This is a genomic window from Aeromonas popoffii, assembly GCF_000820025.1.
In the GTDB taxonomy this organism is placed as follows: Bacteria; Pseudomonadota; Gammaproteobacteria; order Enterobacterales; family Aeromonadaceae; genus Aeromonas; species Aeromonas popoffii.
The window spans coordinates 102,033-118,755 of sequence record NZ_CDBI01000025.1; the positions used below are offsets into that span (position 1 = coordinate 102,033).

The 16,723-nt window shown below is 58.1% G+C and carries 15 protein-coding genes; 8 read left to right on the forward strand and 7 right to left on the reverse strand.

The genetic code is table 11. The features are described from left to right. Nucleotides 1-7: 7 nt before the first annotated feature. Entirely contained in the window at nt 8-676 is a 669-nt protein-coding gene (gene murU, locus BN1129_RS05810) for an N-acetylmuramate alpha-1-phosphate uridylyltransferase MurU (RefSeq protein ID WP_042035085.1), read from the reverse strand. Beyond that, nucleotides 673-1,683 carry an aminoglycoside phosphotransferase family protein gene (locus tag BN1129_RS05815; RefSeq protein ID WP_042035086.1) on the reverse strand — a complete coding sequence of 337 codons (1,011 nt, stop codon included), beginning with the start codon at nt 1,681-1,683 and terminating at the stop codon, nt 673-675. The genes murU and BN1129_RS05815 overlap by 4 nt, the downstream gene beginning before the upstream one ends. A gap of 174 nt (nt 1,684-1,857) precedes the next feature. On the opposite strand from BN1129_RS05815, the gene lptD reads away from it, so the two are divergent. From lptD to BN1129_RS05845, 6 genes are read left to right on the forward strand one after another with little or no spacing between them, the layout of a single operon-like run. Then, nucleotides 1,858-4,317: an LPS assembly protein LptD gene (gene lptD / locus BN1129_RS05820; RefSeq protein WP_042035088.1), complete on the forward strand. Its 2,460-nt coding sequence runs from the start codon at nt 1,858-1,860 to the stop codon at nt 4,315-4,317. Between the two features lie 29 nt (nt 4,318-4,346). Further along, nucleotides 4,347-5,645 (forward strand): peptidylprolyl isomerase SurA, encoded by a 1,299-nt coding sequence (surA, locus tag BN1129_RS05825; protein WP_042035089.1) that lies wholly within the window; start codon nt 4,347-4,349, stop codon nt 5,643-5,645. Continuing rightward, on the forward strand, nt 5,645-6,640 hold the full coding sequence (gene pdxA / locus BN1129_RS05830; RefSeq protein WP_042035090.1) for a 4-hydroxythreonine-4-phosphate dehydrogenase PdxA: 996 nt from the start codon (nt 5,645-5,647) through the stop codon (nt 6,638-6,640). The genes surA and pdxA overlap by 1 nt, the downstream gene beginning before the upstream one ends. Then, nucleotides 6,630-7,457, forward strand: coding sequence for a 16S rRNA (adenine(1518)-N(6)/adenine(1519)-N(6))-dimethyltransferase RsmA (gene rsmA / locus BN1129_RS05835; RefSeq protein WP_042018489.1), 828 nt, complete (start codon nt 6,630-6,632; stop codon nt 7,455-7,457). The genes pdxA and rsmA overlap by 11 nt, the downstream gene beginning before the upstream one ends. 4 nt (nt 7,458-7,461) lie before the next feature. After that, nucleotides 7,462-7,824 (forward strand): Co2+/Mg2+ efflux protein ApaG, encoded by a 363-nt coding sequence (apaG, locus tag BN1129_RS05840; protein ID WP_042035091.1) that lies wholly within the window; start codon nt 7,462-7,464, stop codon nt 7,822-7,824. Between the two features lie 6 nt (nt 7,825-7,830). Beyond that, the gene (locus tag BN1129_RS05845; RefSeq protein WP_042035092.1) at nt 7,831-8,652 is read left to right on the forward strand and encodes a symmetrical bis(5'-nucleosyl)-tetraphosphatase; all 822 of its coding nucleotides are present in this window, start codon (nt 7,831-7,833) and stop codon (nt 8,650-8,652) included. 849 nt (nt 8,653-9,501) lie between these two features. On the opposite strand, the gene BN1129_RS05850 is transcribed toward BN1129_RS05845, so the two are convergent. From BN1129_RS05850 to BN1129_RS05870, 5 genes are all read right to left on the reverse strand, one after another. Next, on the reverse strand, nt 9,502-10,050 hold the full coding sequence (locus BN1129_RS05850; protein ID WP_042035094.1) for a hypothetical protein: 549 nt from the start codon (nt 10,048-10,050) through the stop codon (nt 9,502-9,504). 107 nt (nt 10,051-10,157) lie between these two features. Continuing rightward, complete coding sequence (locus BN1129_RS05855; RefSeq protein WP_042035096.1) at nt 10,158-10,667, reverse strand: DUF6622 family protein; 510 nt, start codon at nt 10,665-10,667, stop codon at nt 10,158-10,160. A 209-nt stretch (nt 10,668-10,876) separates the two neighbouring features. After that, a complete protein-coding gene (locus BN1129_RS05860; RefSeq protein ID WP_042035098.1) occupies nt 10,877-11,377 on the reverse strand; it encodes a 2TM domain-containing protein in 501 nt (166 codons plus the stop codon). Between the two features lie 123 nt (nt 11,378-11,500). Beyond that, nucleotides 11,501-11,947: a bleomycin resistance protein gene (locus BN1129_RS05865; RefSeq protein WP_042035101.1), complete on the reverse strand. Its 447-nt coding sequence runs from the start codon at nt 11,945-11,947 to the stop codon at nt 11,501-11,503. A gap of 3 nt (nt 11,948-11,950) precedes the next feature. After that, nucleotides 11,951-12,940, reverse strand: a complete 990-nt coding sequence (locus BN1129_RS05870) for a luciferase-like monooxygenase (protein ID WP_042035105.1) — start codon at nt 12,938-12,940, stop codon at nt 11,951-11,953. 294 nt (nt 12,941-13,234) lie between these two features. On the opposite strand from BN1129_RS05870, the gene BN1129_RS05875 reads away from it, so the two are divergent. Both BN1129_RS05875 and BN1129_RS05880 read left to right on the forward strand, forming a co-directional pair. Further along, nucleotides 13,235-16,207, forward strand: coding sequence for an HD domain-containing phosphohydrolase (locus tag BN1129_RS05875; protein WP_157013272.1), 2,973 nt, complete (start codon nt 13,235-13,237; stop codon nt 16,205-16,207). A 133-nt stretch (nt 16,208-16,340) separates the two neighbouring features. Continuing rightward, nucleotides 16,341-16,685 carry a hypothetical protein gene (locus BN1129_RS05880; protein ID WP_042035112.1) on the forward strand — a complete coding sequence of 115 codons (345 nt, stop codon included), beginning with the start codon at nt 16,341-16,343 and terminating at the stop codon, nt 16,683-16,685. Nucleotides 16,686-16,723 lie beyond the last annotated feature (38 nt).

Below are 16,723 nucleotides of genomic sequence, written 5' to 3' on the forward strand. Positions count from 1 at the left end.
CGTGATGTTAATGAGTGCGGGCCAGCAGCTGTTCGTCCAGCTCGCGCAGCCGCTCAACTGTGCCAATGTCGCGCCATTCGCCAGCCAGCATGGCACCACCGACCCGGCCTTGCGCCATCCAGTCGCGTAGCAGGGGGGCCAGCTTGCGCGCACCCGGCGGCAAATCGGCAAAGGCGGCGGGGTCATAGAGCCCGACACCGCTGAAAGTAAGGGCCGGCGCATCCTGTACCCGACCCGCGTGCAGAGAAAAATCCCCGACGGGATGCTGGGGTGGATTGGGCACCAGCCATAGATGAGCCAGATCCTCCGCCAGTGGCTGGGTCACCAGGGAGCGATAGTCCAGACTGAGCCAGGTATCGCCGTTGATCACCAGAAAAGGCGCCGGGCCAAGCAGCGGCAGCGCCTGCACTATGCCACCGGCGGTTTCCAACGCACTCTCCTCGGCCGACCAGTGGATACTCACCCCGAATTGACTGCCATCACCAAGCGCCTCGACCAGCTTGTGGCCGAGCCAGGCGTGATTGATGACCAGTTCGGTCACCCCGGCCGCCGCGAGCTTTTCGATATGGTGCACTATAAGCGGCTTGCCCCCCACCGCCAGCAGCGGCTTGGGCAGGCTGTCGGTGAGCGGGCGCATGCGCTCGCCACGGCCGGCGGCCAGGATCATCGCCTTCATGGTTTCATCCCCGCACGGGTTATCCCCGGCAGCACCACCTGCTCCAGCCACTGGCCAAAACGGGCCAGCACAGGATACGTGGCGCCATGCTGGTGGCACACGTCCACCACATAGCCCAGGGTGCGGGGAATGTCCTTGAGGTAGCCGGATTTGCCATCGCGATGGTAGAGACGGGTGAAGATGCCCGCCGCCTTCAGGTGGCGCTGCATGCCGGTCAGGTCAACATGACGACGGAAGCTGGCATAGTCGAGCCCGCCAAGCAGCCCTGCCTGCTGCAGGGTATCGAAGCCCTGTCGCATGCCCTGCTCAATCACTGCATCAGGCCAGCGCACGTAACAATCTTTCAGCAGCGAGACCAGGTCATAACCCAGGGGGCCGATGACCATGTCCTGAAAGTCAATGATGGCAAGCTGGCTGCCATCTGGCGTGTCACCCCCACACACCATCAGGTTGCGGCTGTGAAAATCACGGTGCATCACCCCCTGCGGCTGGGCCAGGTTGTTGGCGGTGAGGCAGGCAAAGGTGTCATCCAGTAGCCGTTGCTCGGCCTCGCTGAGCTGAAATTGCAGGTGATGGCTCAGCAACCACTCGGGGAATATGCTGTTTTCACGGGCCATGAAGGCGGCGTCGAAGGGCTCCAGTGCCAGATCCACTGACCCCAGCCGGGGCAGCAGCGCTATGGCTTTGTCATACCAGGCCAACACATTGTGCGCATCCAGACAGCCGATAAGCTGGGCATCCCCCAGATCTGTCACAGCCAGCAGGCCCTGCTCATAATCCACAGCCCTGACCTCGGGCGCCAGCAACCCCATTGCCTGCAGGGCGGCAGCATTACGGACAAACTCATGATTTTTTTCAGTTTTTGGATTGGCATCCACCCACACCAGGCCAGCGCCACGGTGGTAACGGCGAAAACTGGCGTCACCGGAAATCAGGGTCAACTGAAGGTGGGCATCACCGGAGATCCGGCGCGCCCATTGCAATAGCAGGGAATCGCGATCGTACATAAGTCGGGGACCAAATTGGAAAGCAGCACTTGGCTGTTAGCCCTGGCCGCAATAATGCTTTATCATTGCCGGCTAACATAAAGCAATGACATGCAATGTCAACTCGATGAATCCTGTCGTAAAATGCATGTCTTGAATCAGCCGTAGCTACCACGGATTGCGCGAGTCTTTCACATGACAAAATGGACACTGGGGTACTCATTTCACATCGCCCTGACCATCAGCCTTGTTCCAGCCCTGACCCCGGCCAGAGTGCAGGCAGCACCGATGACGCCGCCTCCCGCTACCGGGATCCTGGACGGGCTCTGCTATGACTATGTACCCAAGGTAGAAAAACTGGCCCCCGGGCAGGATGCCAACGCCCAACTGGTCGAAGTGGATGCCAATCGGCTCGAGGCTAAACAGGGCGGCACCGCCATCTATCAGGGGGATGTCAAGCTCCGCCAGGGTGTGCGCAAATTTGACTCGGATTATGCCGAGCTCGATCAGAAGAGCCGGGATGTCATCGCCATCGGCAACATCTATTACAACGATGGCCAGATCACAGTCACCAGTGACAAGACCCTGAAATCCAACCTGGATACCAAGAATTCCGAGCTGGAAGAGGGCAAGTATCAGGTCCATGGCTCACCGGTACGCGGCTCCGCCGACCGGGTCACCATGACCAACAACAACCAGAACATCACTCTGGAAGGTGCCCAGTACACCACCTGCCCACCGGGCCAGGAAGTATGGACCCTGAAAGCGGGCAGCATCGACATAGACCAGACAGAGGTGTTCGGGGAAGCCTGGAACGCCAGCCTCTGGCTCTATGACTATCCGGTGTTCTACTTCCCGTATATCAACTTCCCCATCAAGGATGAGCGTAAAACCGGTCTGCTCTACCCGGGTTTTACCCAAAGTTCCAAGAACGGCATGGACATCACCCAACCGTTTTACTGGAACATAGCGCCCAACTACGATGCCACCATCACCTCCCGTTTCATGGACAGACGGGGCCTGATGGCGCAGGTCGAGTTCCGCTACATGCCGGATCCGGCCCATGTGGGCAGCCTCTATTTCGAGAATCTGGCAGACGACAAACAATATGATGAAACACCCAGCCTGAATCAAAAGCTGTCTGACGGGCATCGCTATCTGCTCAATGCACGTCACACCTCTATGTTTGCCGATAATGCCATGCGAGCAACGCTCGACTACACCAAGGTCCGGGATCGGGATTACAACTACTTCAACGACTTCTCCCCCAAGGTGGGTACCTGGGTCGAGAACCAGTTGCAGCAATCCCTGATGGCTGGCTACTTCCAGCCCAGCTGGAACATCAACACCGAGGTGCGGACCTACCAGATCCTGCTGGCCAGTGCCCAGCAGCCCCACGAGCTGATGCCACGGATCAACCACAACTACTACCAGCAGGGCAGCTGGTATGATCTGGCCTGGAATAACGAAGTCACCCGGTTTGGTTACAACAACACCCAGTCCTCCGCGCAAAACCTGGGGGAGGCCTATACCGGCACCCGGGTCTACACGGCCCCGACCCTGACCATACCTCTGATCAACGAGGCGGGCTACTACCTCGACAGCCAGTACAGGTTGATGTACACCCGTTACGATCAGGAAGTGCCGGACAACATGAGCCAGGCCTTCCGTGACAGATTTGATCCCAGTTCCAAAGGCGCTAACACAGGAACAGGCAGACAAGAAAACGTCACGCTGGACGAAGGCATCATCAGCCGGACCCTGCCCTCCTTCCGCCTCAAGGGCGGCATGACCTTCGAGCGCAACCAGAGCTGGTTTGGCGGCGATGCCAACCAGACCCTGGAGCCTGAGTTCCAGTACCTCTATGTGCCCTACAAAAATCAGGACAACATAGGTGTCTACGACTCCACCACCATGCGTCAGGACTACTACAGCCTGTTCAGCGACCGCCGCTACGCCGGTCTGGATCGCATCAGCGACTCAAATCGCGTGTCGGTCGGTGTCACCAACCGGATATACGATGATGCGGGCGATGAACGAATTCGGCTGGCCGTTGCCCAAGCTTTCGATTTTGTTGCGCCCAGGGTCAAGCTCTACTCCAGCGAATCCCTGACCACCAATACCCGCTCCCCGCTCTCGCTCGAGGGGGATGCCAAGATCAACGAACAGTGGTTTGCCCATGCCGGTGCGCAATATGATATGGACCAGAGCCAGATCAGCTCCGCCAACAGCGCCATCGAGTATCGCCATGAGAAGCTGATCAGCCAGCTGAACCATCGCTTCGTGCGCGATGCCAACATTGTCCCAAACACGAATAATGAGATCACCGACCTCAACCAGATCGGTTTGTTGTTGACCACTCCGCTCAATGAGCAGTGGCGCCTTTACGGTGGCTACTACAAAGAGCTCAATCAGAACGTGAAATCTGATCGCAAGGTGGGTCTGAAATATGACTCCTGCTGCTGGAGCATCAACTTCAATCTGGAGTGGGTCAATACGCCAGATAACGTGAGCAATACTTCGACAGCCGAACGCAGCTTCGGCATTCAGTTTGAAATGAAAGGATTGGGTAGCGTGGGTACCGGTAGCAAGGGCACCTCCCTGGACACCGAAGCACTGCCTTACATTCGTCCGTTTAACCTGCGAGACCAGTAACGGTCTGGCAAACGCCTTGAGAGATGGATATGAAGAAGACGTTGATTTCCCTGCTGACTGCAGGCCTGTTCGGAGCCATGAGCCAGGGTGCCTTCGCCGCCCCCGAGCTGCTGGACAAGGTGCTTGCCGTGGTCAACAAGGACGTGGTTCTGGCCAGCCAGCAGGAAGCCCTGGTACAGAAAGTGAAGAGCTCGGCCCAGGAGAGCGGTCAATCCCTGCCTGACGATGCCACCCTGCGCAAGCAGGCACTGGATCGCCTGATCCAGGAGAGCCTGCAGCTGCAACTGGCGGATCGTCAGGGCCTCAAGATCAGCGACACCCAGCTGGAACAAGCCATCCAGAGCATAGCCGCCGACAACCAGATGACGGTGGAGCAGCTGCGTGCCCAGCTGGCCCGCGAAGGGCTGACCTATGCCCAGTACCGGGAAGAGGTGCGCCGCGAGATACTGATGAACGAGGTACGCCGCAACCAGGTGCGCCGCCGCATCAACATCTCGGAGCAGGAGGTCAAGCAGGTGGTAGACATCCTCGCCAAGCAGGGCCAGCAGCAACAGCAGTACCATGTCGGCCATATCCAGATTGCCCTGCCGGACAACCCGAGCGCCGAGCAGCTCAACGCCGCCAAGAGCAAGATTGAACGCATCCTGGCCGCCCTCAAGCAGGGGGCTGACTTCCGCAAGCTGGCCATTGCCGAGAGCAATGGTCCCAAGGCGCTGGAAGGGGGTGACTGGGGCTGGATGAGCCCGCAAGAGATGCCGACCCTGATGGCCGAAGCGGTACAGGGTGCCAAGAAGGATGACATAGTAGGTCCGCTGCGCTCAGGCGCCGGTCTGCACATCATCAAGGTATTCGATACCAAGGGTCAGCAGCAGGTCTTACAGACCGAAGTGCGCGCCCGCCACATCCTGATCAAGCCCTCCATCATCTTGAGCGAAGAGAAGGCCAAGGGCATGCTGGACGGCATACTGCACGACATCAAGAGCGGCAAGGCCAGCTTCGCCAGTCTGGCGGAGAAGCACTCTGAAGATCCGGGCTCTGCGGTGCAGGGCGGCGAGCTGGGCTGGTCTGATCCCAATGTCTACGTGCCGGAATTCCGCGACATGGTCAACCGCCTCCAACCGGGTGAGCTGAGCGCCCCCTTCCGCACCACCCACGGCTGGCACATAGTCCAGCTGGAAGAGCGTCGCAGCCAGGATGCCACCAACAAAGCCCAGGAACAGCGCGCCTATCAGCTGATCTACAACCGTCGCTTCACCGAAGAGTCCCAAGCCTGGCTGGACGAGCTGCGTGACGAGGCCTACATCCAGATCGAAGGCGCCGGCAGCTGATGAGCTGTCGTCGTCTCGCCGTCACGCCGGGTGAACCGGCCGGGATAGGCCCGGACTTGGTGCTGCAGATAGCCCAGCAGGATTGGCCCCACCAGCTGGTGGTGATTGCCGATCCTGCCCTGATGCTCGAACGGGCCGCCCTGCTGGGGCTGCCCATCGAACTGAATCCCTATGACGCCAACACCCCTGCCCAGCCGCAGCGAGCAGGTACCCTGACTCTCTGTCCTGTGGCCCTGGGTGCCCCCGTGGCAGCGGGTGAACTCGATGAGGGCAACGGCGCCTATGTGCTGGCGACCCTGCAGCGCGCCTGTGACGGCAACCTCAGCGGCGAGTTTTCCGCCGTGGTGACCGGCCCGGTACACAAGGGGATCATCAACCAGGCGGGAGTCTCGTTCAGTGGTCACACCGAATTCTTCGCCCAGCAGTCGGACACCGCCGATGTGGTGATGCTGCTGGCGACGGAAGGCTTGCGGGTGGCGCTGGCAACCACTCACATCCCGCTGGCCTACGTGGCGATGGCGATCACCGAAGATCGGCTCGGCAAGGTGATCCGCATCCTGGATGCGGATCTCAAAACCAAGTTTGGCATCGCCAACCCCCGAATTTACGTCTGCGGCCTCAATCCCCACGCCGGGGAAGGGGGCCATCTCGGCCGTGAAGAGATTGACGTGATCGAACCCGCCCTGGCCGGCTTGCGCCAGGAGGGGATCGATCTGGTCGGCCCTCTGCCAGCCGATACCCTGTTCCAGGACAAATACCTCAAGGATGCGGATGCGGTACTCGCCATGTACCACGACCAGGGACTGCCCGTGCTCAAATACAAGGGCTTTGGCAGTTCGGTCAATATCACCCTTGGACTTCCTTTCATCCGCACTTCGGTGGATCACGGCACTGCGCTGGATCTCGCAGGCAAGGGCCTGGCGGATCCTGGCAGTCTGATCACCGCGATTAACCACGCCATCAAGATGGTAGAGAAAAAAAGATATGAGCAGTAAGGTGCAGAGCAACAAGGTGCACATGGGCCACACGGCCCGTAAGCGTTTCGGTCAGAACTTCTTGCACGACCGCTATGTGATCGATCAGATAGTGGCCGCCATCAACCCGCAACCGGGGCAGAACCTGGTGGAGATAGGTCCGGGTCTGGCCGCGCTGACCGAACCGGTCGCCTCCCAGATGGACAAGATGACCGTGGTCGAGCTTGACCGGGATCTGGCCGCGCGCCTGCGTGAGCATCCGACCCTCAAGGACAAGCTGACCGTGATCGAGGCCGACGCCATGCGCTTCGACTTCGGCACCCTGATGGGTGAAGGCAAGGGGCCGCTGCGCATCTTCGGCAACCTGCCCTATAACATCTCCACGCCGCTGATCTTCCACCTGTGCGAGTTCGCCGACCGGGTAGAAGACATGCACTTCATGCTGCAAAAAGAAGTGGTATTGCGGATGTGTGCCGGTCCTGGCAGCAAAGCCTATGGCCGCCTGAGCGTCATGGTTCAGTACTACTGTCAGGTAGTGCCAGTGCTGGAAGTGGGCCCGGGCGCCTTCAAACCCGCCCCCAAGGTCGACTCTGCCGTAGTGCGCCTGATGCCGCACAAAAACCCGACCATAGTCGCCAAAGACATCCGCTGCCTGAGCCGCGTCTGTACCGAAGGCTTTGGCCAGCGTCGCAAGACCATCCGCAACAGCTTCTCCAACTTCATTACCGACGCCCAGCTGACCGAGCTTGGGATCGATGGCAACCTGCGCCCGGAGAATCTCTCCCTGGAGCAGTTCGTCATGATCGCCAACTGGCTGGCGGATCAGCAACAGGCCTGATCCCGTGGCACACCCGCACATAGTGATCCGCCCATACCCCAGTTATGTGGCGGATACCCAAGACCCTTACCAGTTCCACTATCTGATTGAAATTGAGAACCTGGGGCCCGGCCCGGCGCAGCTGCTGCACCGGCGCTGGCTCATCACGGATGCCAATGGCAAGATGCTGGAAGTCGAAGGCCCCGGCGTCGTCGGGGAGCAGCCCCTGATTGCGGAAGGGGAGACCTTTCGCTATCAGAGCGGCGTGCCGCTCGACACCCCCGTTGGGGTGATGGAAGGGAGCTATACCCTGCAAGATGCGTCAGGGCAGCCGTTCGAGGCGCCCATAGCGCCTTTTACCCTGGCCGTCCCCCACATTATTAACTGAGGTTTCATGGCGAACTGTTTTGTTGGCGATATCCAAGGCTGCCACGACGACTTGCGCCGTCTGCTGGATCTCGCAAAGTTCGATCCCGGCAACGACGTGCTCTGGCTCTGCGGCGACCTGGTCGCCCGCGGCCCGGATTCCCTCAACACACTGCGCTTCGTCAAGTCGCTGGGAAGCCGCGCCGTCACCGTGCTCGGCAACCACGACCTTCACCTGCTGGCGGTGGCCGATGGTGTCGCACCGCTCAAGAAGAAAGACAAGCTGCAAACCCTGATGGAGGCCCCCGATCGGGACGAGCTGCTGACGTGGTTGCGCCATCGTCCCCTGCTGGCGGAGTCTCCCGACCTGCCCATCATGATGGTGCATGCCGGCATCTCTCCGGCGTGGGACGCCCGCACCGCCCGCAACTGCGCCCGCGAAGTGGAGAGCTTGCTGCGCGGCGACCAGTACCAGTGGCTGTTGCACAACATGTATGGTGATCAGCCCGATGGCTGGACAGACGATCTGGTGGGGATAGAGCGCTATCGCTACATCATCAACACCTTCACCCGCATGCGCTTCTGCTATTTCGACGGCCGGCTCGAGTTCAAGTGCAAGAAGGGTCCTAGAGAGTCCACACCCGGCCTGCGCCCCTGGTTCGAGCAACGTGAACACCACGTGGATGACCCTATCCTGGTGTTCGGCCACTGGGCGGCCCTGATGGGCAACACCGGCAAGCAGGATATCAAGGCGCTCGATACCGGCTGCGTCTGGGGCAACAGTCTCACCCTGTGGCGCTACGAGGATGATGCCCTGATCGCCACCCCCTGCCCGGTTCACGCCAGCTAGGGGCGGCGCTGCAATCAGGCGGTGCATGCCGCACTGATTGCCAAGACCCGCACCAGCAACAAAGCCCGGCAACCTGCCGCAATGCTGTTCACTTAAGCGAATTTGAGTTCCAGTCCACGTAGTATCAAGGCTAAAAAGAGAGGGAGGCATGATGCCTCCCTCTTTCTATTGCAAGCCACGCAGTCTAAAGGCTGGAGGAAGATTGACTGAAAACAGCCTTGCCCCCCCCCCCCAACTAAAGTCGCATTTATGAAAAATCAGTCAAAAAAATCGCCTATCTAAACGGTATTGCGGCAATCTGCCGGGATTGCTGTTTTTTATATTGATGATGGATGAGTATCATCAATTAAATAAAGATATATTTTTCGTACAATGAAATATTTTCAATTATCAAATGCTAATCGATAAAAATGACCAAAATTATTATACTAAGATACTTAAATAGGGCATCCGCATGATTTGTTTGAGCAACAAAGCTGTGTGTGACCAAACATCACCTAATTAGAAATACATATACCGATTTAATCATCTAAAAACGCCTATAGCACAGACCAATATTGCTAAATAAACGGCGACCACATTGCCCTGCTGTGAACCACGCTGGGGTAGCCAATCTGGGCCCACAGGGGAAATCTCCGATCATTGCTTATGTAGTAACTGAATTGTTCTCGAGTTTAAGAATATGCTTATCTAGTTGTGGATAATATAAGCCATCTATTCTAACGTAGGCGTGCATGAACTCCTAACTCACCTTTTAGATGAAATTCCCTGATATATAATATTGCTATAAACGGCTAGGGAAGTAGGGCAGGAAACGCAAGTTTGATAGCCTTGTGAGGTATTTCAACTCTATGCTCTTTTTTCCAACTCACGAATGAGGCCTTTCATTTCATCAATTGCATGACGATTCCAAATAATCTTAGTACCCGTCGCAAATGCTAGAGTTTTACTAATGCGATTGGAAAATATAATTATAATTTCCAAACCTAGTTTGGAGTCTTTTTCACCCCTTGAAAATGAAAATGTAACATCCGTCCGATTCGTCGTATTAATAACTCCAAGGACTCTCACCTTGCTTTTCAGTGAAACCAAATAAATCTTATCGCCAGGTATCAACTCTTTGATCGCGTAGTGGTGAACTACATCCTGAAAACCTGCACTTTCCTTTATTCTTATAAGTCCGCCTTCTTCCCAGTTATTGTCAATAACACAAAATTCTTTATGTGCTTTACTTAAGCTGGTATAGAACTCCTGAATTCCAAGATATGCAGTATAAGCTGTATCCTTATCGAGCAAGCATTGGGCTTCACAATAAATTCTGATACTTGTTCCATTCTCTCGATATGCTGCGATAGCGGATATCAGAAACCAAAAAAAACAAACATATAGAATCACCATATTCTTTCTCCATGTTCAGAACTTACAGTCATAACAGTGACTAGATGGAAGGCTGCACTCATCCGATAGTCTAGCCTTCCATATAATCAGGCAGTTTGGGAGGGTAGTTAACCGCATGCATTAGCTTGTCGATAGGTCAAATATAAATTCAACGTACGCCCCCAAAGCACACCGCTAATAAAACCACTTAAAACACCAAAAACAATATTGAACCACAATGAAAATCTTAACTCAGGTTCTATATTCAAAAAAACATTCAATGTGTACTTTGTAATAAAAGTAATTATCACAAAAATGATAATCCACGGAGTTCCTGGCCAGACAATTAAATGAGAGCCCTCTTTGCTCTTCAACTGATGCCCACCGCTCGAGAGAGACCAGCCAGCCCAATGACCTGCCATCAACCCCACCAACATAGCAGCTAATCCCCAGAATAAGAAAGCCAGCTCATTTATCACAGAGATCCCGCCCCACAAGAAAAAGAACAGTGGCATAATGAACAATCCTTTAATATTCATCTCTCTATCGCGCAATGCATTTATCCCTGTAGCAATGAGAAAAGCAAACAGAGCCCAGACCCATACTGGGGTGTCAGCTATAATACGTAAAAGCAACATGTTATCACCCTTAAAAACACAATATTACCATCTAAAAATGATGGCCATATATAATTTTATTCACGAAATTAAGTCGCTGCAAGCCAAGGTTATTTGGTAGCGGCCGCTCTCAAAATATAATTACTCCATATCGTGGATGCGCCCATATTCAGGGATGTTAGCTATGATGCTGTAATATAAATATGGGCATAGGTGTGATCGTCTTGAGATTACAGCTTGCGCCCCAACCGCTTCTCGATCTGGCTTCGCTCCCACTCAGGGCCAAATAGCTTGAAGGGTTGGTACACACTGATACCATGGGATGCCAATCCTAACCCCCACCCCAGCGCAGCCCACCAGACCCAGATATACTCCGGATTGCTCAGGTAGTTGATCACAAATAGCCCGCACATCACCAAAAAATAGCTAACAGCATGGTAATAGAAACCCTTGAGCGCCTCCACATACTTCATAGCGGCCTGCTCTTCCATCGATACTTGCAATACATTTTTATCCATCGTGCCACTCCCTCGCATCTCGCGCTCCTGTTGCTCTGACCCATCCAGTTGAGCCACATCGAGTTCAAAGACGGAGGCCAGGGCCTTGAGGGATTCCAATCCGGGTTGCTGCCCCTGCTCGATCCGCTGAATAGTGCGGACACTCAAACCAGTCAACGTCGCCAACTGATCCTGGGACCAACCCCGTTGCAATCTCAACTTCCTGACGATCATCTCGCACTCCTTGTGGTAATTGACAGGGCCAGCATAGGGCTTGCGCCGCGAAAGGTGACACGACAGATGGCCGACATCCACCTGACAATCCTTTAAAATCATTAGGTTAAATTGTGATCCTGGTCAGTCAGCCGGTCGTTCCCCCAGATATTGAACAAACCGTAACAAATAACCATCGGGATCCTGCAGCAAAAATTCGCGCTGCCCAGCCAGCATATCTCCCACCGGATACCAGGCTTCAGTGGGCTGCCGAAAAAGCGTAATGCCGGCGCGCTGCAACCGGTCGAGTAGCGGCTGGATGTCGGTCAGCTCCATCTGCAGATTTATCCCCCGGCCGAACGGTGCCTCCAGCTCCCCGACCTGCCAAGCCTCTGGATGAACCTGTTCAAGCATCAGCTGTACCTGTTGCTGCTCCAGATAAGCAAAAGGAGGGTCATCGCGCCGATAGCGGATAGAGAAGCCCAACACGCCGCGATAGAACGCCAGAGAGCAAGCCAGATCGGTGACAGACAGCTCCGGCACCATGGGGTTCCAATACACCTCATCCACCTCGACATTCGCCCCCGTCATGGCTTACAGGCTCTGCATCAACTCGGCGGCGATCTCGAAGGAGCGCAGCCGTGCCTGATGCTCGACGATGGGGCCGTTGAACATCAGCTCATCGGCCCGGGTCTCTGCCAGTAACGCCTTGAGGCCATGGCGCACCTGATCCGGATCCCCCACCAGAGAACGAGCAAGCGTCTGCTCCATCGCCATCAGCTCACGGGGCGACCACTCGTCACCAAGTTCGACGACCGGCGCGGGCAGTTTGCCCGCATCACCGCGATGGAGACGCAAGAACTGCTGCTGCACGGTAGTGAACTGGAAGCGGGCCTCCCGCTCGCTGTCGGCAGCAATCATATTGATGCAGACCACGGCATAGGGCTTGGGCCAGCGCACCGAGGGACGGTACTGGCTGCGGTAGATCTCCAGCGCCTGCAACAGCAAGGCGGGGGCAAAATGGGAGGCAAAGCCGAATGGCAAGCCCATCGCAGCAGCCAGCTGGGCACTGTAAAGGCTGGAGCCCAGCAGCCAGATGGGCAGGTGAAGCCCCTGACCCGGCACCGCCTGCACCGCGCCGATCTCGTCGCCAAAGTAGCTCATCAGCTCGCGCACATCCGCCGGGAAATCATCCACCTCGCCGCTACGCAGGCGCCGCAGCGCCCGCATGGTGCGCTGATCGGTACCGGGCGCCCGGCCAAGGCCCAGATCGATGCGGTCAGGATAGAGAGAAGCCAAGGTGCCAAACTGCTCGGCAATGACCAGCGGCGAGTGGTTCGGCAGCATGATGCCGCCAGCGCCGATCCGCATGGTGTGGGTGGCACCTGCCAGGTGGCCGATCAGCACAGAGGTGGCGGCACTGGCAATGCCCGGCATGTTGTGGTGCTCGGCCAGCCAATAACGCTGGTAGCCCCAGCGCTCGGCATGTTGCGCCAACTCGCGCGAACGGCGAAATGACTCGGCCGGCAGGGATCCTTCGGGGACGGGCACCAGATCGAGTACAGAATAGGGGATGGCAGACATGGGTCACTCCATTGATTCACAGACCAGTAACAAGTGGGGCAATGTAGCACGGGATACCTGAATGAATCACGCACCGGGATGGCGCCAGGCCAGCCCTGGCAGAACGTCAAGTGACACAGTTACCCTCTCCGGTCACAGACGCTGGCATGCTGTCGCTCATCGTCTGGTTGTAAGCTCCGCCCATCACCTTCTTACAGGGGGTTGTCATGCCCAAGCTGTGCCATATCCTGGTGACCACCTAGGGCAGCCCCGCAGGGGGCCGTCACATCTGAGGCCATATACTGATACCACTCAATCAGTTATTGTGTTTTTTGTCACCCTATTGGCACACTGCTGGTTGATCATCTCTGCAATCGCCAATGTGACAAGGATGCGTCCATGACAAGTGCCAAGCCAGGTCGTAAACCCTTCTATGTGCATATCGCCACCCTTTTCATCCTGCTGTTTACCCTGCTGGGCAGCGCCCTCATAGCGCTGCAGTTTCAGCAAGGGGCGCGACAGGGGTTGGAGCATGAGCGACAGAACTTTCTGCAATACCGGGAGCAGCTGGCCCTTGCACTCCAGCTGAACGAGCGACCGGCCCGCATGTCCCTCAGCCTGCTGCGTAGCGGCCAGCTGGCGGCCATGACCAGTCTGGATGCTCGCCTGGACTACCTGCCGCAACTGGCGGAAGTGCTGGCCAACAGCCCCAGCTATGGCGCCGTCTACGCCGGCTATGAGGATGGCGACTTCTTCCTGGTGCGCAAACTGACCGAACGGGCCAGAGCCCAGCTGGACAAGGTGCCCGCCGCCAGCACCCTGCTGGTGCAGAGCCTGCATCAGGGCAAGGGGGAGTTTCTCTACTTCGATCAGCAGCTAACCCTGCTCGAGCGCCGGGCCATGCCCCTGTACCAGTTTGATCCCCGCAGCCGCGACTGGTACAAACAGGCACGCGGGCACGCGGGGATCGCCACGACCAATCCCTATCTCTTCTTCACCACCAAGGAGCCGGGCATGACACTGGCGGCGGAGAGCAATGACAAACGGGCGGTGATCGGGCTGGATGCCAGCGTAGAGGGACTGTCGGCCATGATCGGCAAGCTGCGCTTGCCAGCGCAGAGCAAGGTGATCCTGTTCGACGAATACGCCACCCTGCTGGCCGCCGATCCCAAGCTGCTCCCCAGCTTCGAGCAGCTGAGCCAACTGCCCATGCTGTCGGCGCTGTCCCAACCTGTGCTGACCCGGCTGCAACAGCAGATCACCCGCCAGCCCGCTCTGCTGAGCAGCCCGGTAGAGTTGACCCTGACCGCCGCCGATGACAGCGACTGGCTGGTCAACCTCGCCCCCCTCGGCGAGGGTTCCCCCTTCCATATCGCCCTGCTGGTGTCGGCCGATCTGCTCTACCAGCAGGCCCGTGACGAGGCACTGGTCAATCTCGGCTGGACGGTGGCTGGCTTGCTATTGCTGCTGCCGGTGATCTGGCTGGTCTCCCGCCGCACCGCCGCACCGCTGCTGGCACTGACCCAGGAGGCGGAGCGGATCCAGCACTTCGACTTTGGCGAGAGTCGGGCGCCTGAGTCGGCGATCCGCGAGATCGACGATCTGGCCCGTACCATGTCCGGCATGCGGCTGACCCTGGGCAACTTCATGAACATGGGGCGGGCACTGGCGGCCGAGCACCGCTTCGACTCCCTGCTCAGCCGCATACTGCACGAGACCATAGCCGCGGTGCAGGCCCAGGGGGGTTGCCTCTACCTGGAGCAGGAGAAGAGCATGGTGGCCGTCCAGGCGAGCTGGCGACAGCAAGCCCTGCCCGCCGGGCAAGTCCCCTGGCAGGAGGCGCTGTTCGGCAAACTGGCCCAGACCGAGCGGCTCACCCTGCCCATCGACGAGCATGGCTGGCAGCAGCATCTGGCGAGCTGGGGCCCCTTCCCCGGCCCCTGCCAGCTGGTGGCCGAGCCCCTGCGCAACCAGAGACAGGAGCTGATCGGCTGCCTGCTGCTGATCCTGCCTGACTGCTCTGCCCGCGAGTTGGCCTCGCGCATCAGTCTGATCGAGGCACTGGCGGGCACCTCGGCCTCCGCCATCGAGAACCAGCGACTGCTGGAAGAGCAGAAACAGCTGCTGGACTCCTTCATCGAGCTGATGGCCGGCGCGATCGATGCCAAGAGCCCCTACACAGGGGGTCACTGCCAGCGCGTACCCGAGCTGACCCGGATGCTGACCGAGGCGGCCTGTGCCCAGCAGCAGGGCCCGTTCGCCGATTTCCGGCTCAATGAGGAGGAGTGGGAGGCCATCCATATCGCGAGCTGGCTGCACGACTGTGGCAAGGTCACCACGCCGGAATTCGTGGTCGACAAGGCTACCAAGCTGGAGACCTTATACGACCGGATCCACGAGATCCGCACCCGCTTCGAGGTGCTCAAGCGCGACGCCTATATCGAGGCGCTGGCGACCCGCCTGTCGGAATCCGGGCGACATGCCGCCCGCGAGGAGGTGGCCCCGCTCTGGAGCACCCTGGACGAGGAGTTTGCCTTCGTCGCCGAGTGCAACCTCGGGGGGGAGTGGATGGCACCGGAGAAACTGGCCAGACTGGACGCCATCGCCAGCCGCACCTGGCACCGCACCCTGGATGACAGACTCGGCATCAGCCGGGAGGAACTCAAGCTGCGCCAGAGCGAGTACGCCACGCAGCTGCCCTGCGCCGAACCGCTGCTGGCCGACAAGGCGGCCCACCTCATTCCCCGCCCCGCCCACGACAGCCTGGATGAGCACAATTCCTGGGGCTTCAAGGTCAAGGTGCCCACCCATCTCTACAACCGGGGGGAGCGTTACAACCTGGCCATAGGCCGTGGCACCCTCACCGAGGAGGAGCGCTACAAGATCAACGAACACATCATCCAGACCATCCGCATGCTGGAACGGCTCCCCTTCCCGCGCCATCTGCGCAGCGTGCCCGAGATCGCCGGCGGTCACCATGAGCGCATGGACGGCAAGGGCTACCCGCGCCAGCTGCTGGGGCAGCAGATGAGCATTCCGGCCCGCATCATGGCCATCGCCGACATCTTCGAGGCGCTGACCGCCAGCGATCGCCCCTACAAGTCGGGTAAAACAGTGGCCCAGTCTCTTGCCATCATGCAGAGCATGGTGCGCGAGCAGCACATAGATCCGGCACTGTTTGCCCTGTTCGTCGGCAGCGGTATCTGGCGCGACTATGCCGAGCGTTTCCTGGCGCCAGAGCAGCTGGACGAGGTGGATAGCGACGCCCTGCTGGCTGCGCTGACCTAGGGCGGGGTCATATTTTCTTACATTTGTGCACTGGTCTGAGAGCGCCGGCTTGGTTATAACGGTGCCCCGATAACGAAGGGGGAGCAAAAGACTCCCCCTCACTCTTTGTCACACCACACTGTTCAGGTTATCTATGTCAAAACATCTCATCGTGCTGGGCGCACTGGCGCTGTCCGGCTGCGCCCTGTTGTCGCCACCCACCGTCACCCCGGTGCACCTGGCCGATGCCAGCCAGCACGGCTTCTATATCGAGTGCAGCAGCATGGCAGCCTGTTTCCAGCAGGCCAACCAGACCTGCCCCCAGGGCTACCAGGAGACGGATCGCCGTCAGCAGACGCTCTACTCCACCCAGTACACGACGGGCAGCTATGACGAGAAAAAGAAGCTCTACAAGGCAGGCAAGCCTTATCGCGTCGCCAATACGGTCCATTCGCTGACCATTCAGTGCCCCAAGGACTTGAGCATCACGCCGCGCTAGCAAGCAGCAAGCAACGAAAAAGGGCCCGCGGGCCCTTT